A 20,242-nucleotide genomic window follows, 5' to 3' on the forward strand; every position below is an offset into this window, starting at 1 on the left:
GATACCGGTGTGGGATCAAACAAACGACAGATTTGTGGCTCGGTTGCTGTCTCCCACCCTTCAAGTTATTGGCTATCGAGATTAAAACTCAATTAATCATAGCAGGTTACCTTTGGCGATGTTTTCAGCATGGTCATCTTTGGCCGTCAGCGCGAGTGGTTGGCTTTTCGTCGGTTTTATATGGCTGTAAATTAGCGCCACGACAAAGAATAATGCCTGAATAATGACAATGCAGGGGCCAGTCGCGCCATCAATATGAAAACTGATTAATGTCCCCAATACACATGAAATCACCGAGACCAGAGTGGCAACCACCAACATGTGATCAAAACTGCGGCAGACCATAAAGGCGATAATACCGGGGGCAATCAGCATGGCGATAACTAAAATAACCCCAACTGCTTGTAATGACGCCACAATGGTTAATGCCAGTAAACACAGTAAACCATAGTGCAAAAATTTAACCGGCAGGCCAATGACTCGGGCATGGTTTGGGTCAAAGCAATAGAGCATAAAATCTTTTCGCTTTAACAGCACCACCAGCAGAGTGAACCCGGCTATCCATAAGGTCTGTTTCAGCTCTGCCAGCGAAATACCCAACATATTGCCGAACAAGATATGGCTAAGGTGCTGGTCAGTATCCATGCGGGAAAACAGCACCAAACCGAAAGCAAACATACCGGAGAAGACAATCCCCATCACCGTGTCTTCTTTTACCCGACTGTTTTCTTTCAAATAACCTGTGGCAACCGCGCAAAAAATCCCCGACACAAATGCCCCGATGACCAAGGGTATTGCGAGCCAAAAGGCCAATACAATGCCCGGTAACACGGCGTGAGAGATGGCATCGCCCATTAATGACCAACCTTTTAAGACCAGGTAGCAAGATAAAACCGCGCACACCACACCGGTAATAATGGCGGCCACGATGGCCCGCTGCATAAAAGGATAGGCGAAAGGTTCGCTGACCAGACTGAACAAGGTATTCATACATTATCCTCCGGACGTGGGGCCGCAGGGTGGCGACGTTTTTGGCGGGTCTGATAACGCGTTGCCAGCAAACCATGTTTAGGGGCGAAGAAAAAGGCTAACAAGAATACCACTGTTTGTAAGGTCACAATGACCCCGCCGGTGGCACCATCCAAGTAGAAACTGAGATAGGCACCAAAGGCACTGGTAAACGCGCCGATAGCAATAGCGATGACCAGCAAACGGCTGAAACGGTCAGTGAGTAAGTAGGCGGTGGCTCCGGGGGTGACCACCATGGCAATCACCAAGATAGCGCCGACAGTTTGTAGTGCCGCCACAGTACAGGCGCTCAACAACGTGAAGAATAAAATCTTTAACCGCAGCGGCGACAGGCCAATCGACATTGCGTGGCTCTCATCAAAAAACACCGCCAGTAAATCTTTCCAGATCAGACATAAAATCACAAAAGAGATCAGAATAATGATTTCGACTTGCAGGACGTCCTCATCAGCAATCCCCAAGATATTGCCGAAAATAATCGACTGCACATTGACCGAGGTGGGGTTGAGCGAAACGATGAGCAGCCCGACGGCAAAAAATGTTGAGAAGATAAAACCAATAATGGCATCTTCACGCAAGCGGGTGATATGGCGCACTAAAGTCATGGCCAATGCCGCCAGCATACCGGTAAAGAATGCACCGGCGGCATACGGCAAACCCAGGGCATAAGCACCGGCCACCCCGGGAACGACCGAGTGCGAGAGTGCATCGCCCATCAGCGACCAGCCTTTCAGCATCAAGTAAGCTGATAAGAAAGCGCAGACCGCACCGACAATGGCGCTAACCCAAATGGCCTTGACCATGTAGTTGTAATTAAAGGGTTGCAGTAAAATATCCAGCATCAGGGATTTTTCTCCTTCGACTGGCTTTGTGCCGGGGGATCATTTTTGGTATGGCCATAAAATACCGCCGGGCGCTCATCATCGGTGATGACAGTCACGGTGCGGGGGTCATTATCATCGTGCAGTGTATTACCCGACAGGTTGATATGGCGCAGCACACCGCCAAAGGTCATTTCAAGATTCTTTTGAGTAAAGGTGGTTTCTGTTGGGCCGGCGGCCAGTACCGTCTGATTAATCAGTATTACATGGTCACAAAACTCCGGCACACTGCCGAGGTTATGGGTTGAAACCAAAATCAGATGACCTTCATCGCGCAGTGCGCGCAGCAAGTCAATGATGGCATTTTCCGTTTTGACATCAACACCGGTGAAAGGCTCATCCAGCAGCAACACTGAACCCTGTTGAGCCAGGGCTCGAGCGAGAAACACCCGTTTTTTCTGCCCACCAGAAAGTTCGCCGATTTGACGAGAACGCAAGGCGGTTAAGCCAACCCGCTCAATAGCTTTATCGACAATGGTTTTGTCTTCACGGCTGGGAATGCGCAAAAAATTCATTTTGCCGTATCGGCCCATCATCACGACATCTTCGACCAATACCGGGAAGTTCCAATCTACTTCTTCAGTTTGCGGCACATAGGCGATGGTATTTTGCTTTAAGGCATAGCTAACGGACTTGTTGCTCAGCTCTACCTTGCCCACACTGGGCTTTACTAGCCCCATAATGCTTTTAAACAAGGTGGATTTACCGCTGCCATTGACGCCGACTAAGGCGCAGATAGTCCCACCGGTGAGAGAGAAACTGGCGTCATAAATGGCGGTATGCCCATTGTTATAGGTGACAGTGACGTTATCCACTATCAGCTCCGGGCGCACAAAAACAGCATGGCTCATTGACCAAATCCTTTCGCGATAGTTTGCACCGTGGTGTTAATCAAATCGATATATGTAGGCACTGGCCCTTTTTCATTTGACAACGAATCAACATATAACACCCCTCCGTATTGTGCACCGGTTTCTTTGCTGACTTGTTTCGCCGGCTTATCAGAAATAGTGCTTTCGCTGAATATTACCGGAATTTTATTGGCGCGCATGGTATCGATAACACGGCGCACCTGCTGCGGGGAACCTTGCTCCTCAGCATTGATGGGCCATAAATAAACTTCTTTAAAACCATAATCTTTTGCCAGATAACTGAAAGCCCCCTCACTGGTGACCAGCCAGCGCTGTTCTGCTGGAATGCGGGATAAACGCTCCCGTAGCGGGGCATCGAGGGCGGCAATTTTCTCGGCATAAGCTTTAGCATTGCGATTATAGGTGTCAGCATGGGCAGGGTCATGTTCCACCAGTGCTTTACGAATATTTTCTATATAGATCAACGCATTTGATGGGGACATCCAAGCATGTGGATTCGCAATACCTTTATAAGGCCCTTCACGGATGGGGAGCGGGGTAATGCCGTCAGTGACAACAGCAGAAGGGACATCTTTGATATTTTCGAAGAAACGTTCAAACCAACGTTCTAAATTCATGCCATTCCATAAAATCAGGTCGGCAGACTGCGCTTTGACAATATCCCGTGGTGTCGGCTGGTAGTCATGGATTTCAGCACCGGGCTTGGTAATCGATTCGACGACGGCCGCATCACCGGCGACATTCTGCGCGATATCCTGAATAATTGTGAATGTTGTCACAATTTTGAATTTTTTGTTTGGGTCGTTAGGTTTATTTTCAGCCAACACAGAGGTACTGATCAGCGCTGAAATGGCGATGACGGTAAACAAAGTCACAGCACGTAAAAACCGAGGTGTGAAGCCGCGAGTCGGGGGCAGGTGGGCTATTTTTTTCTTAGTAAACATGGCGATGTTCCCTTTCTTTAAATGAAAATGATTATCAATATCATCACGGGTGAAGTCAAGCCTCGCCATACAATAAACTAAAATTTACCGATAGTTACCTAATATAGCCTGATCATTATGTTGATAATGGTCAAACTAGGCCAAAAAATATATTTGGTCGAGGTGACAACTTGTATATGCTACAAAACGGCTTATTAGCACGGGGAATACTGTGAATCCAAAAGTCGGTTGCCTAATGGCAATGTTCTTGCTCGTGGGGTGTGCTAAACAGACTCCGCCACCGCAAGCAAATAATGGGTGGCTGAAAAAAGCGCCCGAAGGTGGTTTTCTGAATGCACCGAAAAGCAGCGCAGGTTCAAGTGCAGTGGCGTATAGCGATGTCATTAAACAAGCTGCTAGCCATTATGGTGTTGATGAAACTTTGATTAAAGCCATTATCCAAGTGGAGTCTGGTTATAATCCTGATGTGGTGAGTACTTCAAATGCAGTCGGGTTGATGCAAATTAAAGCCTCTACCGCCGGTCGTGATGCGTACCGAATGAAAGGGCGCAATGGCCAACCCAGTTCTGGCGAATTAAAAGATCCGGTGAAGAATATTGATATTGGGACGGCTTATATCAATATTTTGCAAAATCAGCAGTTAGCGGGGATCAGTGATCCGCAAACATTGCGTTATGCGACTATCGTTTCTTATGCCAATGGGGCGGGTGCCATGCTGCGGACTTTCTCATCAGATAAACGTCTGGCAGTGAATAAAATTAATAGTCTTAGCCCGAACGAATTTTATCAGCATATACAAAAGAAACATCCGGCCGCACAAGCGCCACGTTATTTGTGGAAAGTTGATACCGCTTATCGGGCGATGTCAGAATAATATTAAAACGCTAACCGATGTAGTCGATGGACGCTGTAACTTAGTATGACTAAGTATCAACATCGGCTAGCGTTTCTCTTTTAACTGCGTTATTTGTTATGCAATGGCCGGATGGTAGTTTGCAATAATATCCAGCACCCCATTAATAATAAACTGCACGCCCATGCACACCAGCAGGAACCCCATTAGTCGTGAAATAGCTTCGATGCCGCTTTTGCCAACCCAGCGCATAATAGCGCCCGAGCTGAGTAGTGATCCCCACAAAATTAACGACACGCTTAGGAAGATCAGTACCGGAGCTACAGTCACCACCCATGGGCTGAACATGTCATTGCCTTTTACTGAGGCCGCAGAACTGATTATCATAGCGATGGTTCCCGGCCCCGCTGTGCTGGGCATCGCCAATGGTACAAAGGCAATATTAATAGATTTTTGTTTCTTTAAATCCTGTGACTTGGCTTCTAACTGAGTATCTTCGATTGATTGTTGTGGGAATAGCATGCGAAAACCAATGAATGCCACAATTAACCCACCAGCAATGCGCAACCCCGGAATTGAAATGCCAAAGGTGTTCATGACGACCTGGCCGGCATAATAAGCCACCGTCATAATAAAGAAGACATAGATTGATGCCATCTTCGACTGCTGATTGCGCTCTTCGCTGGTCATATTGCCGGATAAACCGAGTAGTAAGGCCACGGTCGTCAATGGGTTTGCCAATGGCAGTAGGAGAACTAACCCCAAGCCAATGGCTTTACATAATTCGAGAATACTTTGCATCAATCTTGCTCCAAAAAAAATCTCAAACATACCCGATGAAAGTAAAATATATCAGGTAATTAGCCGTGCCGTGGGCCAATATGGCGACACACGATATTATGACTTACCTTGCCACTCTACGCGATACGTGAGGCAAAAGGCTATATCGGTATTATTTCCCACCAATGCCGGCGATGTGACAACGCGAATGGTGCAAATGCTATTGTAAGGGCGCAAAGATATGTGATGTAGATCAAATCTCTGGTTAGCAACAGTTGGTTCAATACAGTGATTCCGGAATATACTCGTACTACTTTTACGCCGCCAACGCACCTGCAACTCGCGTTATCGACAACATAACCATGTCGGCATTAATTTTTTGCAAGGAATAGGGTTTTGTGCATTTGTGATATTAGTGTTGAAGATGAATATATTCGTCAGCCACTATCGGCTTCTGCGGCATGGGTACTGGATACTCAAGCGGCACGGGCTCGGGGGCGGCTACGTTTTTTGAAACCTAAACGTGAAGCTCGGCCACGTTGGCGCTTAGCACCGCTCAAAGATACCTATGAAATTCGCTTTTATCCCAATCGGTTACCCGAACTTTGGTTTTTCAGTGCGGAAAATGCGGCCCGGAAACGGCTCTGAATGACATTCCTATCACAGGGGCTTTAACCGGAGGCCAACATGGCATTTACTGATAATGAACGTAGCGCGTTGTTGGCCGTCAAGGGCGTTGGGCCGACAGTTGTCGCCCGTCTGGAGCAACTTGGTTTTACTTCACTGGCTCAACTTGGCCAGGCTGATATGAATGAAATTGTGAGTAATGCAGCGGCCATGGTGGGGTCAACATGTTGGAAAAATAGCCCCCAAGCACGTTCGGCAATTCAGGCCGCGATTGATATGGCCAAAATACATTCACCAGAGTGAAGGTATTTCAGCTGCTATCTTTTCGGCCGATTATTATTCCAACCCACCTCAACTCGGGCCGCTTATTTCTTTTTCTGTGTTGTGGCGCGATGCGGCATTAATAACTCATCCAATATCTGCATCCTTTCTTCGAGCGGAATATACAGCCACCGCGTAAACCAAGGTGTTTTCTCTGTGCACTGTTGGTGGGTTTGGCGAAAATAAAGTTCAAGTCCCGACAGCACGTTGTTGATCTGTTTCATCATATTTCTCCCTTTCATTGAACAGTGAGTCAATAATAGGCAATGAAATACGGAAGAAAAACGGATGAAATATATTTTATTGTTCAGTATTTAGGGGATAAAGTTGTAAGACGAAGGGAATATGACTTGCTGAGATAGCGCTCGTGTCGTGTGAATTACAACCAAAATAAAACGCCCCGATTGCGTAAACAATCAGGGCGGCGTTCCAGTAACCATTGCTACACGGAAACGGAAATTTATTATGGGTACTTCCTGTAGAAATAGCAATACACCCAGCGCCACTTAAAAGCAATAGATCATAATGTAAATCATTGTTGGCAAGGATAAGCATCTATACATAACTCGCACCTGCGCTGTGTATGATAAAATTTTTCCTTATCGCCAAAAGTTATACTTTTAAAAATACTCAGGTGATTCAGTGGTTTGTCTTTAGCTATTATCGAAAATACCTAATTCTAAAACAGACATATTTTCAATCCTCAGTACGCGTTTTAGCGATTGGGAGTTTGCTATGGTTGGTCCATTTATTAACAGTGCGGGAATTATCCTTGGTGGTATTTTGGGGGTATTACTCGCCCGTCATGTCCCCACACGTTTGCAAGAGGGATTGCCAGCAACATTTGCTTTGGCGTCAATTTCCATCGGTATTGTGATGGTGGTAAAAGTCAGTTTTATGCCGGCCGTGATCCTGGCATTAATTGTTGGGACGGCGCTGGGGGAGCTATTATCTCTTGAACAAGGGGTGAAATGGGGGGCAAATAAAACTCGTGGCTTATTGGAGCGCATTATTCCTTCGCGTAGCACTTTGCCGCCGCAGGAGTTTGCACAAAGTTTTACCGCAATGATTGTGCTATTTTGTGCCAGTGGGTTAGGGGTTGTCGGCTCTTTAACGGAAGGTATTACCGGTGATTTCCAACTGCTCTTTGTGAAAGCCCTGATGGACTTTTTCACCGCGCTAATATTTTCCATTTCACTGGGTATTGCGCTGATCGCGATTGCTATCCCGCAATTACTCATCCAAATCGCATTAATTTTACTGGCAAAACTTATCATGCCCTACATGGATGAGATCGCCTTTGCTGATTTTTCGGCTTGCGGTGGGATTATTATGATTGCGGTAGGATTACGAATTGCTCAAATTAAAGTATTTGCTGTGGTCAATTTTCTGCCCGCGTTACTATTCGTCGTGCCAATCTCTTATTTATGGCGTCATTTCATGACGTAAAATGGGGAGAAGCAGAGGGACAGATCTCTGAAACGGTAGGCTTTTTTGCAAATGCTTATCATAGAAGCAACCGTTTCAGTTTGATGTAATGATATGTTTTTACTTGATTATTTTCTGCCTAGCCAATTTTACGGCACAAAAACTTGCCTTTTATTACGCCATCAAAAAAACGACCTTTCGAAACGACAGATAGAAAATTCTGGTGAACGCGCTCAGGGACGCCAAGATATTGGTAAATCCCTTGTTCACGGAACTGTATCTCCAGCATGCGATTTTCGGGATCATAACCAATCGACAAAATTCTGGAGGATGTAACAGGTTGTCGCTGCAATAGTTGACCCTCAGTTATACGGTGTTGATATTGTGCTGATCGTAGAGCAGTTTAAGAATGATAACTTTGTCGGCGATCATTATCACTGTTTGGCCGCAGTATTAATAGATTATTCGCCAGGTATTATTGTCATTGCATTAAGTGATGATAATATGGCTCCACTTTGTGGCATGATCTGTGTCACAAAGTAAACGTTGTATTCAGTTGCATATCAATATAACAAACGTGGGTTAAATTGATGCTGCAACCTTTTGAAATTAAACAATAATTACGTCTTGCATGTGATCTGTCGTGTGGGTCACCACTGTAGATAAGGAATTAGAATGCCTGTTATTACCCTTCCTGACGGCAGTCAGCGTCAATACGATCACGCCGTTTCTGTGCTGGATGTTGCTTTAGACATTGGCCCAGGTCTGGCGAAAGCCTGTATTGCTGGTCGAGTGAATGGCGAACTGGTTGATGCCAGTGACCTTATCGAATCGGATGCGCAACTGGCCATTATCACCACTAAAGATGCTGAAGGTTTGGAGATTCTCCGCCACTCTTGTGCGCATCTGTTGGGGCACGCTATCAAGCAGCTGTGGCCAGACACCAAAATGGCAATCGGCCCAGTTATCGACAACGGGTTCTATTATGATGTCGATATTGACCGTACTCTGACGCAGGAAGATCTGAGTCTGCTGGAAAAGCGGATGCACGAACTTGCCGATAAAGATTACGACGTCATCAAGAAAAAAGTCAGTTGGCAAGAGGCTCGTGATACTTTTGCAGCGCGTGGTGAAGAGTATAAAGTGGCTATTCTTGATGAGAATATCAGCCGCGATGACCGTCCAGGTTTATATCACCATGAAGAATACGTTGATATGTGCCGTGGCCCGCATGTGCCGAATATGCGTTTCTGCCACCACTTTAAACTGCAGAAAACATCTGGAGCTTATTGGCGTGGCGACAGCAGCAACAAAATGCTGCAACGTATTTACGGCACGGCTTGGGGTGATAAGAAGCAACTGAATGCTTATCTGCAACGTCTGGAAGAAGCGGCCAAGCGCGACCATCGCAAGATTGGTAAGCAATTGGACCTTTACCACATGCAAGAAGAAGCACCGGGTATGGTGTTCTGGCACAATGACGGCTGGACTATCTTCCGTGAGCTGGAAACTTTTGTGCGCATGAAGCTCAAAGAGTATCAGTATCAGGAAGTTAAAGGGCCGTTTATGATGGACCGTGTTCTGTGGGAGAAAACAGGCCACTGGGAAAACTATGCTGAGCATATGTTTACCACTTCGTCAGAAAACCGCGAATACTGCATCAAGCCAATGAACTGCCCTGGGCATGTGCAGATATTCAACCAAGGATTGAAGTCTTACCGTGACCTGCCACTGCGTATGGCCGAATTTGGTAGTTGCCATCGTAATGAGCCATCGGGTGCACTGCACGGCTTAATGCGTGTGCGTGGCTTTACTCAAGACGATGCACACATCTTCTGTACTGAAGAGCAGGTTCGCGATGAAGTGAATAGCTGCATTAAGATGGTGTACGACATGTACAGCACCTTTGGCTTCGAAAAAATTGTGGTCAAGCTATCCACTCGGCCTGAAAAGCGCATTGGTAGTGACGATTTATGGACCCGCGCTGAAGACGATTTGGCCGCTGCGCTGACTGAAAATGGTATTCCATTTGATTATCAGCCAGGTGAAGGTGCCTTCTATGGGCCGAAAATTGAATTTACCTTGCATGATTGTTTGGATCGTGCGTGGCAGTGTGGTACCGTACAGCTCGATTTCTCATTACCGGGCCGCTTAAGTGCGTCTTACATCGGCGAAAATAACGATCGCCAGGTGCCGGTCATGATTCACCGGGCTATTTTGGGGTCAATGGAGCGCTTTATCGGTATCCTTACCGAAGAATATGCAGGCTTCTTCCCAACTTGGTTAGCTCCGGTACAAGTCGTGGTGATGAATATCACTGATAGCCAGTCTGATTATGTCCAACAAGTGACCAAAAAACTGCAAGATGCAGGGATTCGGGCAAAAGCGGACTTGAGAAATGAGAAGATTGGCTTTAAAATTCGTGAACATACGTTGCGTCGGGTTCCTTATATGTTGGTCTGTGGTGATAAAGAGGTCGAGTCAGGCAAGATTGCCGTTCGTACCCGCCGCGGGAAAGACTTAGGAAGCTTGGATGTCAACGTGGTCGTAGACCAGCTGCTAACTGAAATTCGCAGCCGTAGTCTTCATCAACTGGAGGAATAAAGTATTAAAGGCGGAAAACGAGTTCAACCGGCGCGTCCTAATCGCATCAACAAAGAGATTCGCGCCACAGAAGTTCGCTTAACAGGCGTCGATGGTGAGCAGATTGGCATTGTCAGTCTGAATGAAGCTCTTGAAAAAGCTGAGGAAGCTGGTGTTGATTTAGTAGAAATCAGTCCGAATGCCGAGCCGCCGGTTTGCCGTATTATGGATTACGGCAAATTCCTCTATGAGAAGAGCAAGTCGACAAAAGAACAGAAGAAGAAGCAAAAAGTCATTCAGGTCAAGGAAATTAAATTCCGTCCTGGTACCGATGATGGCGACTATCAGGTCAAACTACGCAACCTGATTCGCTTTCTGGAAGATGGCGATAAAGCCAAAATCACGCTGCGATTCCGTGGGCGTGAAATGGCGCACCAACAGATCGGCATGGAAGTCCTTAACCGTGTCAAAAAAGATCTGACTGAAGATTCTGATCTGGCCGTTGTGGAGTCTTTCCCGACTCGTATCGAAGGCCGTCAGATGATCATGGTGCTCGCACCTAAGAAGAGACAGTAAGGCATACAAGTAACAGGCTTCTCTGCGCTTGCGCAGTTAGAAGTCTGTTCGCCTAGCTAGCTCGTTGTAATTAACAATGCGAAGTGGATATATTCAATGCCAAAAATTAAGACAGTACGCGGCGCCGCTAAGCGCTTCAAAAAGACCGCTAATGGTGGTTTTAAGCGTAAGCATGCTAACCTGCGTCATATTTTGACCAAAAAAGCTACTAAGCGTAAACGTCATTTACGTCCAAAAGGCCTGGTATCTAAGAACGATCTGGGTCTGGTCGTAGCATGTCTGCCGTACGCATAAGTAATTTTGGTTTGAATTAAGACGATAGGAGAAGTAAATGGCTCGCGTAAAACGTGGTGTGGTAGCACGTGCACGTCACAAAAAAATCTTAAAGCAGGCGAAAGGTTACTACGGTGCCCGTTCGCGCGTTTATCGTGTTGCTTTCCAGGCAGTAATCAAGGCAGGCCAATACGCCTACCGTGACCGCCGTCAACGGAAGCGTCAATTCCGCCAACTGTGGATTGCACGTATCAACGCAGCTGCTCGTCAGAATGACATGTCTTACAGCAAATTCATTAATGGTCTGAAAAAGGCTTCTATTGAAATTGACCGTAAGATTTTGGCTGACATCGCGGTATTCGATAAAGTGGCATTCTCTGCACTAGTCGAAAAAGCGAAAGCAGCTCTGGCGTAAGTCAGAATTGAAGAGGGAGCTTGTCTCCCTCTTTTAACCTTTAGCTTCTTAGTAAGAAGGTCATCGTTATGATGCATGCAGTTACTTTTCGCTTCTTTTTTTACTTTAGCGCCTGATTCCAGGAGGCTTGTGCGTAAGAATAGAAACGAAAAATAACGCCTAAGCCTCCCATTGTGGAGGCTTTTTTGTTTGTGTTCTAAGGTCGTGTTCGGGCTTTCGAACAAGTTTTACCATTAATTAATTTATATCACTCTAATTTTTATAACTATACCCAAGTGACTTTGTGATGCAGGTCAGTGACAACCGAGTGAGTCCTGGGGCGCTTAGCCAACTAAGTCGCCAGGGGGAGCAAGGGCAGCCAATACCCTGTATTTTGAAGGGCGATGGGAATATAAGCGGGCCATCCCGGCCAGAGGAAGAAGAAACAATGCCACATCTCGCAGAGCTGGTTGCTAACGCGAAAGCAGCCGTAGAAGATGCCCAAGATGTTGCCGCGTTGGATTTGGTACGCGTCGAATATTTAGGCAAGAAAGGCCATTTGACCCTTCAAATGACATCACTGCGCGAACTACCAGCTGAAGAACGTCCAGCTGCCGGCGCTGTCATTAATCAGGCCAAACAAGAAGTACAAGAAGCACTTAACGCTCGCAAGGAAAAGCTGGAATCAGCGGTGCTGAATGCCCGACTGGCAGCTGAAACCATTGATGTCTCTTTACCGGGGCGTCGTATGGAAAATGGTGGGTTGCATCCGGTCACTCGCACTATTGATCGTATCGAGACTTTCTTTGGTGAATTGGGCTTTTCGGTTGAGTCTGGCCCTGAAATTGAAGATGACTACCATAACTTCGATGCATTGAATATTCCCGCGCATCACCCAGCTCGTGCTGACCATGATACATTCTGGTTTGATGCCACTCGATTGCTGCGTACGCAGACATCTGGCGTGCAGATTCGCACTATGCAGGCTCAGCAACCCCCGATTCGAATTATCGTGCCTGGCCGTGTTTATCGTAATGATTATGACCAAACACACACGCCGATGTTCCATCAAATGGAAGGGCTGATTGTTGACCGTGATATCAGCTTTACCAATCTGAAAGGCACGTTGCATGATTTTCTGCGTAATTTCTTCGAAGAAGATCTACAGATTCGTTTCCGCCCATCTTATTTCCCGTTTACCGAGCCATCAGCTGAAGTTGATGTGATGGGCAAAAATGGTAAATGGCTGGAAGTGCTGGGTTGCGGCATGGTGCACCCCAATGTATTGCGAAACGTAGGTATTGACCCTGAGGTTTATTCAGGTTTTGCATTTGGTATGGGGATGGAGCGCTTAACGATGCTGCGTTACGGTGTCACTGATTTGCGGGCCTTCTTCGAAAATGACCTGCGTTTCCTCAAACAGTTTAAGTAAGGCGGGAATATCTCATGAAATTCAGTGAACTTTGGTTACGCGAATGGGTAAACCCAGCCATTAGCAGTGATGATTTAGCCCATCAAATTACCATGGCCGGCTTAGAAGTTGATGGTGTCGATGCCGTCGCTGGCAAATTTAATGGTGTGGTTATCGGCCACGTTGTGGAGTGTGGCCAGCATCCCAATGCCGATAAACTGCGAGTCACCAAAATTGATGTGGGCGGTGACCGCTTGTTGGACATCGTGTGCGGCGCACCTAACTGTCGTCAGGGCCTAAAAGTGGCGGTGGCGACTGTGGGTGCTGTTTTACCGGGCGATTTCAAAATTAAAGCGGCTAAATTGCGCGGTGAGCCATCTGAGGGCATGCTGTGTTCTTTCTCAGAATTGGCTATTTCAGAAGATCACGACGGCATTATTGAGCTACCGGCTGATGCACCGATTGGTGTTGACCTACGTGAATATCTCCGTCTGGATGATAAAACTATTGAAATCAGTGTTACGCCGAACCGTGCAGATTGCCTGGGTATTATCGGTATAGCACGCGATGTGGCTGTGCTGAATCAGTTGCCATTAACTGAACCGGATATGAGCCCGGTGGCGCCGTCTATCAATGACAGTTTCCCAATCCGAGTCGATGCTCCGCAAGCTTGCCCGCGTTATTTGGGCCGTGTGGTGAAAGGGATTAATGTTAAGGCGGCGACCCCATTGTGGATGCGCGAAAAATTGCGCCGCTGTGGTATTCGTTCAATTGATGCGGTGGTTGATATCACTAACTTCGTTTTGTTGGAGTTGGGGCAACCGATGCATGCGTTTGATTTGGACCGTATTAATGGCGGGATTGTGGTTCGTCTGGCCGCCGAAGGTGAAGAGTTAACTTTACTGGATGGGACAAAAGCCAAATTGCATGCTGACACCTTGGTTATTGCCGATCAGCAGCAACCTTTGGCCATGGCGGGCATTTTCGGCGGCGAGCATTCCGGTGTTAATGACGAAACTCGCAATGTGTTGTTGGAGTCCGCATTCTTTAACCCACTGTCAATTACTGGGCGGGCGCGTCGCCATGGCCTGCATACCGATGCTTCTCATCGCTATGAGCGGGGGGTTGACCCTGCATTGCAATATAAAGCGATTGAACGTGCTACGCGCCTGTTGATTAATATCTGTGGTGGCGAAGCTGGCCCGGTGATTGATGTAACCGCGCCCGAAGCATTGCCCAAGCGCGCCACCATCACACTACGCCGTGCAAAACTTGACAGCTTGCTCGGTCATCATATTGCTTGCGAGCAGGTCGGTGACATTTTGCGCCGCCTTGGTTGCCAGGTGACAGAGCAGGGTGCTGACTGGCAAGCCGTAGCGCCAAGCTGGCGTTTCGATATGGAAATCGAAGAAGATTTAGTGGAAGAAGTTGCACGAATCTATGGCTATAACAATATTCCAGACGTGCCTATTAAAGCTGATTTGATCATGACGAAACATCGCGAGGCAAACTTGTCTCTCAAGCGCGTCAAAACAGCGTTGGTTGACCATGGCTATCAGGAAGCAATTACTTACAGTTTTGTTGACCCTAAAGTGCAAGCATTACTGCATCCCCAACAAGAGGCATTAATTTTACCCAGCCCAATCTCTGTTGAGATGTCGGCAATGCGCTTGTCATTGCTGACGGGTTTGCTGTCCGCCGTGGTTTATAACCAGAATCGTCAGCAATCGCGTTTGCGTTTATTTGAAAGTGGCCTGCGCTTTGTGCCTGATAGTCATGCAGATCTTGGTGTCCGCCAGGATGTCATGCTAGCTGCTGTTATCACGGGCCACCGTTATGATGAACATTGGGATCTGGCGCGTCAGCCAATCGACTTCTATGATTTGAAAGGTGATCTGGAAGCAATTCTGGAACTTACCGGCAAATTATCTGATGTTCAGTTCCGTGCAGAAGCTCATCCTGCATTGCATCCTGGGCAGAGTGCTGCAATTTATTTATCAGGCGAACACATTGGTTTCATTGGTGTAGTTCATCCTGAACTGGAACGTAAGCTTGATCTAAATGGTCGTACTGTGGTGTTTGAAGTGCAGTGGAACAAGCTTGCAGACCGCGCCGTGCCTCAGGCCAGCGAGATTTCGCGCTTCCCGGCAAACCGTCGTGATATCGCCGTTGTCGTGGCTGAAAACGTTCCCGCAGAAGATATTTTGGCGGAGTGTAAGAAAGTTGGCGCAAATCAGGTAGTTGGCGTAAACTTGTTTGATGTGTATCGTGGCAAGGGCGTAGCAGAGGGTTATAAGAGCCTGGCTATTAGTCTGGTGTTGCAGGATACCGCACGTACACTGGAAGAAGAGGAGATCGCCGCGACCGTCGCAAGATGTGTAGAGGCGTTAAAACAGCGATTCCAAGCATCCTTGAGGGATTGAACCTATGGCGCTTACTAAAGCTGAAATGTCAGAACATCTGTTTGAAAAGCTAGGGCTTAGCAAACGTGATGCAAAAGATCTGGTTGAGTTATTCTTTGAAGAAGTACGTCGTGCTCTTGAGAATGGGGAACAGGTCAAACTATCTGGCTTTGGCAATTTTGATCTGCGAGACAAGAACCAACGTCCGGGCCGTAATCCGAAGACGGGTGAGGACATTCCTATTACGGCGCGCCGTGTGGTGACTTTCCGTCCAGGGCAAAAGCTAAAAAGCCGGGTAGAAACTGCCACTCCAAAAGAGTGAGTTTTTCCCCGCAACAAAAGGCCGCGCAAGCGGCCTTTTTCTTGTCTGTAACTTGTTGAAATACTGTGATTTTATTTTAATAGTGCCCACATCCTGACCACACCTTAAGCTCTTATTACTTTTTTACTCTGTTCTAATAATGAGCGGGCATTGAGTCAGGCAAGAAAAAACCCCGCATTGCGGGGTTTGTATAGGTGACTAAAATTCATCACCCAACTTCTATTAACCGTATTTTCGGGCAAACTCTTCATCTGAATTGCAAAGATAAATAATGAATTCAATGAAAGCGATAATCGATGGAATGAATGTCCAGCAAAAAATGAGATATAAAAATCCCTGGCCAATCTTACCGAGATAAAATTTGTGCGCACCGAATCCACCAAGAAAAAACGCCAGCAGAGCAGCAACCATACGATTTCTTTCACCCGTGACTTTTTGAGTGGCACCGCAACTTGGGCAAGCTCTGGCTGATTCATGTATTTCTTTACCGCAGCCACGACAAAAAACCATGTTCGACATAATGTGTAATCCTTCTAAATTTCAAAGACAATCATAATCAGCGCACTGAATTTGCTGAGAGGCTTCAGCCAAGCACAGCATGGCCTGACAGGTTGTGCTGATTTCATTTCATTTTTAATATGCTAACTTCAGCTCAGTGGTTTTAACACTTAACTGATTGTAATGATTAATAGGTTAGCAATCCATTAGAAGGCACTCTGAGCCACCAAAAAAGCCCACACGCGGCAGGCTAATCGAGCTGGTAATAATTAGTGATTATCGTAATGAATGTGCGGGCCGCCGCTATGCGCAGGAGTGATGCAGCAAGCCGAGAGCATAGAGCTCAATAACAATACACTCAGCATTAATGTTATGCGCTGTATTATATTTATCTCACAGTCTAATAATAGGGTTGAAATAAGTGAGGTGATTTTAATGCAATATAAAATCAGCCACTGTCAGTTATATGTTAAGACGTGTTAGCAGCGGTAGAAAATAGAAAATAGAAATATGCAATATGAAATGATTGTATGAATTCTGTAAGTTCTGTGCAATAAAATCGAAAATGGGAAATTATCTGATAGATAGGCTTTATTCGCGCTGATATAAATTTATCAACTGTTAAATAATATATTCGGATTGACATGAAAAAATATCTGCTGTTACTGAGCGTCCTGTCATTAATGCCGTTGATTGCACAGGCTGATGTATCACTGGACATCAATATACCCGGAGTCAGTTTGCATTTAGGCGACCAAGATAATCGTGGTTATTACTGGGATGGTTATGATTGGCGTCCACCACAATGGTGGCATGAGCACCGTGGTGGCCATATCGGCGATCGCAATGAACGCGGTTATTATTGGGATGGCGGGCGTTGGCAACGCCCCTCTACGCACGATGGGCAAAATCCTTTCCGTGAGCAGGAGGGGGGGGGTCAACAGCATAATAATAGGGGCCCCCATGACAATCAGCCACAATATAATGAAAATAATGGGCATAACCCAGCAGGCAATAATGGGCTTGGCAACAGTGGCAAGCCGGAGGGGGCAAATAACCCAGGTGGCCAGAATAATAGTGCTGGTCGAGGTCAGCAGCAGCTCTACCCGCAGCAAAATAATGGTCATCGGCGATAATAAATAAAAGACCGCGCTGGCGTTGCTACTGGAGTCACTGGGTAACGCTGGCGTTTTCGCGCAATAAAAGTCATCTTCTGCATGGAAAACTTCCCCTCATCCCCTTAACCCCCTACTATCAGTGCCTAGTAATGAATATCAAATGTTGATACTTATCCGCGCTCTTCAGGGATGTCCTGAGGCAATAACCGAGGATGTCATGCAGACCAGTCAGTTATTTACCACACTTCAACAGCGGCAACAGCAACGTGACCAGCGATATCTTAAAGGGTTAGTCATCATCTTATTTTTTGCGCTGCTCATGAGTTTATGTGCCGGTGATATGTGGATTTGGCCGACCCAATGGTTCGGCGAGGCCGGGCAATTGTTTGTTTGGCAGTTGCGTTTGCCGCGAACATTGGCGGTGATGATGGTCGGGGCCAGTCTTGCGGTGTCAGGGGCCGTGATGCAAGCTTTGTTTGAAAATCCATTAGCCGAGCCCGGCTTATTAGGTGTCGCCAATGGTGCCGGTGTGGCATTGGTGATGGCTGTCTTACTCGGGCATGGGTTACTGCCAATCTGGTTGTTAAGTGCTTGTGCAATTGCGGGAGCCTTATTGATGACGGTGTTATTGTTGGGTTTTGCCCGCCGTCGCTTATTAACCAATGCCCGTTTGTTGTTGGTCGGCGTCGCTTTAGGAATAGTTTGCAGTGCCGTGATGACTTGGGCCGTCTATTTCAGCACCAGTCTGGATTTACGCCAACTAATGTATTGGATGATGGGGGGATTCAGCGGGATCGACTGGCGGCAGCAAGGGTTGGTGCTGGCTTTGGCCCCCATTGTTTTGTGGCTTTGCTGCCAAGGGCATGTTCTTAATTTTATGTCACTGGGCGAACAGCAAGCCCAGCAATTAGGGGTGTCTCTCCATTTATGGCGGAACTTATTGGTGCTCGCCATTGGACTATTAGTGGGGATGAGTGTCGCACTGGCTGGGGTTATCAGTTTTATTGGCTTGGTGGTTCCGCATATTTTACGTTTGACGGGGTTAACTGATCAGCGCCGATTATTGGCCGGGTGCGCACTGGCGGGGGGAGGAATATTGTTATTCGCTGATGTTGTCGCGCGTATCGCCTTATTCTCGGCAGAGTTGCCAATTGGGGTGGTGACGGCAACCTTGGGGGCACCATTATTTATCTGGTTGCTGACACGTGTTAAAAGTGTAAAGTGATTTGCCTTACACGGGCGAATGTTCTTGGCGCTTCACCTGTTTATCATTGCTGAAATAAGGATTTCCCTGATGAGTGATTCAATTTATTCCATCTCAGTTAAAACGATTGAAAGCCAATCAGTTAAACTGGAAAAGTATAAAGGCTCAGTTTTGCTCGTGGTTAATGTGGCTTCTCAGTGCGGTTTAACCAAGCAGTATGAGGGGTTAGAAAAGCTCTATAAAACTTATCAGCCGCAGGGCTTTGAGGTGCTGGGTTTTCCAAGCAATGAGTTTGCCGGGCAAGAGCCGGGTAGCGATGAAGAAATCCAAGCATTCTGCCGCGGGACTTTCGGTATTGATTTCCCGATGTTCAGCAAAATTGAAGTCAATGGCCCACAGCGGCATCCTTTATACCAGCAGCTGATCGCGGCGAAACCGGTGGCGATAAAACCCGAGGGGAGCGAATTTTACCAACGTTTGGCCAGCAAAGGCCGCGAGCCAAAGCAGGCCAGTGACATTCTGTGGAATTTTGAAAAATTCTTGATTGGTCGAGATGGTGCGGTGCTGGCGCGCTTTGCTCCGGATATGACGCCAGAAGACCCTATCTTGCTCAATGCGATTACTCACGCATTGGCCGCCCATTAATTGACGGATGAAAGATTTATTTTGATGTTATTGCAACTCAGTCAAGTCAGTGTAGATAGCCGTCTTGCTCCTTTTTCGGCGCAAGTTGCTGCTGGGTTGCAAATTCATGTGATAGGGCCGAATGGGGCAGGTAAGAGCACTTTGCTGGCTGCATTGGCCGGGTTATTACCCGCGCACGGGGCCATCATACTCGAGGACCAGCCGTTATCCTGCTATTCAGGGCATGATTTGGCTCGCCGGCGAGCTTATTTATGTCAACAGCAAGCGACTTTGACCATGATGCCGGTCTTCCAATATCTTTCTCTTTATCAACCCGCTGCGGCATCTACGGACGCCATCGCGACGACGATTGGCTATCTTTGTGAAAGATTGCGATTAACCGACAAATTGCCCCGCATGTTAGCGCAGCTTTCAGGCGGAGAGTGGCAACGCGTTCGTCTGGCGGCGGTGTTGTTGCAAGTGTGGCCCGCGGTTAACCCTGATAGTCAATTGTTGTTGCTTGATGAGCCCTATACTGGCCTGGATGTCGCGCAAAAAGTGGCGTTGGACAGTTTGTTGCGCGAGTTTTGTTTGGCGGGCCGTAGCGTCATTATCAGCGCCCATGACCTTAATCATACCTTACAACAGGCCGATCAGGTGTGGTTGATGGCTCGTGGCAATGTCCTAGCTCAAGGTGTCACTCAGCAGGTGATGCAAACTGATATTCTCTCAGAAGTATTTGAGGTTGACTTTCAAATACACAGTTTTAATCAACAAAATTGGATTATTACCACCGGCTATTAACCGCTATATTTGGCCATTATTCCTAATTTATTATTCCCCTATAACAAAAGTGTATTTGTGGTTTTTTATTTCGCTATTTTAGCGCGGATAAAGACAATTAACGCTGACACTGAATCGTGCTAGGCTGTTTTTTATGCAATTGATTATGTTGAAAAAAACATAATGTCAATCTGAAACAATCCCATCGAATAAGACCGCAAAAAAAATCCTATCTTAAGGTTTATTTAAGGTTAATGAACTAGACTTCATATTCGGCCAAGTATCCGGCTATCTGAATAGCGTTTAGTTTTCGTTAACT

Annotated in this window: 24 protein-coding genes and 1 other annotated feature; of the genes, 16 read left to right on the forward strand and 8 right to left on the reverse strand. The window is 46.8% G+C overall.

The genetic code is table 11. The features are described from left to right. Nucleotides 1-96: 96 nt before the first annotated feature. The 4 genes from yfeD to yfeA are packed head-to-tail and all read right to left on the reverse strand — an operon-like array spanning nt 97 to nt 3,726. Nucleotides 97-990: an iron/manganese ABC transporter permease subunit YfeD gene (yfeD, locus tag D5F51_RS07700; RefSeq protein WP_129196055.1), complete on the reverse strand. Its 894-nt coding sequence runs from the start codon at nt 988-990 to the stop codon at nt 97-99. Continuing rightward, nucleotides 987-1,871 carry an iron/manganese ABC transporter permease subunit YfeC gene (yfeC, locus tag D5F51_RS07705; protein ID WP_025378424.1) on the reverse strand — a complete coding sequence of 295 codons (885 nt, stop codon included), beginning with the start codon at nt 1,869-1,871 and terminating at the stop codon, nt 987-989. The genes yfeD and yfeC overlap by 4 nt, the downstream gene beginning before the upstream one ends. Further along, on the reverse strand, nt 1,871-2,761 hold the full coding sequence (yfeB, locus tag D5F51_RS07710) for an iron/manganese ABC transporter ATP-binding protein YfeB (protein ID WP_129196056.1): 891 nt from the start codon (nt 2,759-2,761) through the stop codon (nt 1,871-1,873). Before yfeB ends, yfeC begins: the two co-directional genes overlap by 1 nt. Beyond that, nucleotides 2,758-3,726 (reverse strand): iron/manganese ABC transporter substrate-binding protein YfeA, encoded by a 969-nt coding sequence (gene yfeA, locus D5F51_RS07715; RefSeq protein WP_129196057.1) that lies wholly within the window; start codon nt 3,724-3,726, stop codon nt 2,758-2,760. Before yfeA ends, yfeB begins: the two co-directional genes overlap by 4 nt. A 211-nt stretch (nt 3,727-3,937) precedes the next feature. Here yfeA and D5F51_RS07720 point away from each other — a divergent pair, with 211 nt between their 5' ends. Further along, a complete protein-coding gene (locus tag D5F51_RS07720) occupies nt 3,938-4,600 on the forward strand; it encodes a transglycosylase SLT domain-containing protein (RefSeq protein ID WP_025378422.1) in 663 nt (220 codons plus the stop codon). Between the two features lie 96 nt (nt 4,601-4,696). Here D5F51_RS07720 and D5F51_RS07725 read toward each other — a convergent pair whose 3' ends face one another. Continuing rightward, complete coding sequence (locus D5F51_RS07725; RefSeq protein WP_129196058.1) at nt 4,697-5,380, reverse strand: MarC family NAAT transporter; 684 nt, start codon at nt 5,378-5,380, stop codon at nt 4,697-4,699. A gap of 375 nt (nt 5,381-5,755) precedes the next feature. Between D5F51_RS07725 and D5F51_RS07730 the strand changes: the two genes are divergently transcribed. Beyond that, nucleotides 5,756-6,007, forward strand: a complete 252-nt coding sequence (locus tag D5F51_RS07730) for a hypothetical protein (protein WP_049633613.1) — start codon at nt 5,756-5,758, stop codon at nt 6,005-6,007. A gap of 39 nt (nt 6,008-6,046) precedes the next feature. After that, the gene (locus D5F51_RS07735; RefSeq protein WP_129196059.1) at nt 6,047-6,289 is read left to right on the forward strand and encodes a helix-hairpin-helix domain-containing protein; all 243 of its coding nucleotides are present in this window, start codon (nt 6,047-6,049) and stop codon (nt 6,287-6,289) included. Nucleotides 6,290-6,351: 62 nt separating this feature from the next. Here the strand turns inward: D5F51_RS07735 and D5F51_RS07740 are convergent, their stop codons facing one another. Further along, nucleotides 6,352-6,534 carry a hypothetical protein gene (locus tag D5F51_RS07740; RefSeq protein WP_245994912.1) on the reverse strand — a complete coding sequence of 61 codons (183 nt, stop codon included), beginning with the start codon at nt 6,532-6,534 and terminating at the stop codon, nt 6,352-6,354. Nucleotides 6,535-7,042: 508 nt separating this feature from the next. Here D5F51_RS07740 and D5F51_RS07750 point away from each other — a divergent pair. Then, nucleotides 7,043-7,756, forward strand: coding sequence for a DUF554 domain-containing protein (locus tag D5F51_RS07750; RefSeq protein ID WP_087769263.1), 714 nt, complete (start codon nt 7,043-7,045; stop codon nt 7,754-7,756). 118 nt (nt 7,757-7,874) lie between these two features. On the opposite strand, the gene D5F51_RS07755 is transcribed toward D5F51_RS07750, so the two are convergent. Next, nucleotides 7,875-8,087, reverse strand: a complete 213-nt coding sequence (locus tag D5F51_RS07755; RefSeq protein WP_025378418.1) for a KTSC domain-containing protein — start codon at nt 8,085-8,087, stop codon at nt 7,875-7,877. A gap of 323 nt (nt 8,088-8,410) precedes the next feature. On the opposite strand from D5F51_RS07755, the gene thrS reads away from it, so the two are divergent. The 8 genes from thrS (at nt 8,411) to ihfA (ending at nt 15,696) form a co-directional block, all read left to right on the forward strand. Continuing rightward, entirely contained in the window at nt 8,411-10,339 is a 1,929-nt protein-coding gene (thrS, locus tag D5F51_RS07760) for a threonine--tRNA ligase (protein WP_025378417.1), read from the forward strand. 3 nt (nt 10,340-10,342) lie between these two features. Beyond that, nucleotides 10,343-10,894, forward strand: a complete 552-nt coding sequence (gene infC / locus D5F51_RS07765; protein ID WP_011816226.1) for a translation initiation factor IF-3 — start codon at nt 10,343-10,345, stop codon at nt 10,892-10,894. Nucleotides 10,895-10,990: 96 nt separating this feature from the next. Continuing rightward, complete coding sequence (gene rpmI, locus D5F51_RS07770; protein ID WP_002211834.1) at nt 10,991-11,188, forward strand: 50S ribosomal protein L35; 198 nt, start codon at nt 10,991-10,993, stop codon at nt 11,186-11,188. A 37-nt stretch (nt 11,189-11,225) separates the two neighbouring features. Next, entirely contained in the window at nt 11,226-11,582 is a 357-nt protein-coding gene (gene rplT / locus D5F51_RS07775; protein ID WP_004393357.1) for a 50S ribosomal protein L20, read from the forward strand. A 67-nt stretch (nt 11,583-11,649) separates the two neighbouring features. Then, nucleotides 11,650-11,772: a sequence feature (Phe leader region), on the forward strand. Then, a complete protein-coding gene (gene pheM / locus D5F51_RS22985; protein ID WP_223300610.1) occupies nt 11,654-11,698 on the forward strand; it encodes a pheST operon leader peptide PheM in 45 nt (14 codons plus the stop codon). Its footprint overlaps the feature before it by 45 nt. A 237-nt stretch (nt 11,773-12,009) precedes the next feature. Then, nucleotides 12,010-12,993, forward strand: a complete 984-nt coding sequence (gene pheS / locus D5F51_RS07785) for a phenylalanine--tRNA ligase subunit alpha (protein ID WP_129196061.1) — start codon at nt 12,010-12,012, stop codon at nt 12,991-12,993. Nucleotides 12,994-13,007: 14 nt separating this feature from the next. Next, nucleotides 13,008-15,395 carry a phenylalanine--tRNA ligase subunit beta gene (gene pheT, locus D5F51_RS07790; protein ID WP_129196062.1) on the forward strand — a complete coding sequence of 796 codons (2,388 nt, stop codon included), beginning with the start codon at nt 13,008-13,010 and terminating at the stop codon, nt 15,393-15,395. A gap of 4 nt (nt 15,396-15,399) precedes the next feature. Further along, nucleotides 15,400-15,696 (forward strand): integration host factor subunit alpha, encoded by a 297-nt coding sequence (gene ihfA / locus D5F51_RS07795; protein ID WP_004700314.1) that lies wholly within the window; start codon nt 15,400-15,402, stop codon nt 15,694-15,696. 222 nt (nt 15,697-15,918) lie between these two features. Here the strand turns inward: ihfA and D5F51_RS07800 are convergent, their stop codons facing one another. Then, nucleotides 15,919-16,215 carry a TM2 domain-containing protein gene (locus D5F51_RS07800; protein ID WP_025378414.1) on the reverse strand — a complete coding sequence of 99 codons (297 nt, stop codon included), beginning with the start codon at nt 16,213-16,215 and terminating at the stop codon, nt 15,919-15,921. 623 nt (nt 16,216-16,838) lie between these two features. Between D5F51_RS07800 and D5F51_RS07805 the strand changes: the two genes are divergently transcribed. The 4 genes from D5F51_RS07805 (at nt 16,839) to btuD (ending at nt 19,944) form a co-directional block, all read left to right on the forward strand. Continuing rightward, on the forward strand, nt 16,839-17,330 hold the full coding sequence (locus D5F51_RS07805) for a DUF2502 domain-containing protein (RefSeq protein ID WP_129196063.1): 492 nt from the start codon (nt 16,839-16,841) through the stop codon (nt 17,328-17,330). A 199-nt stretch (nt 17,331-17,529) separates the two neighbouring features. Further along, nucleotides 17,530-18,537 (forward strand): vitamin B12 ABC transporter permease BtuC, encoded by a 1,008-nt coding sequence (gene btuC / locus D5F51_RS07810; RefSeq protein WP_087769072.1) that lies wholly within the window; start codon nt 17,530-17,532, stop codon nt 18,535-18,537. 69 nt (nt 18,538-18,606) lie between these two features. Then, nucleotides 18,607-19,161, forward strand: a complete 555-nt coding sequence (locus tag D5F51_RS07815) for a glutathione peroxidase (RefSeq protein WP_129196064.1) — start codon at nt 18,607-18,609, stop codon at nt 19,159-19,161. Nucleotides 19,162-19,185: 24 nt separating this feature from the next. Beyond that, entirely contained in the window at nt 19,186-19,944 is a 759-nt protein-coding gene (gene btuD, locus D5F51_RS07820) for a vitamin B12 ABC transporter ATP-binding protein BtuD (RefSeq protein ID WP_162301708.1), read from the forward strand. Nucleotides 19,945-20,242: the final 298 nt, after the last annotated feature.

Source organism: Yersinia hibernica (genome assembly GCF_004124235.1).
In the GTDB taxonomy this organism is placed as follows: domain Bacteria; phylum Pseudomonadota; class Gammaproteobacteria; order Enterobacterales; family Enterobacteriaceae; genus Yersinia; species Yersinia hibernica.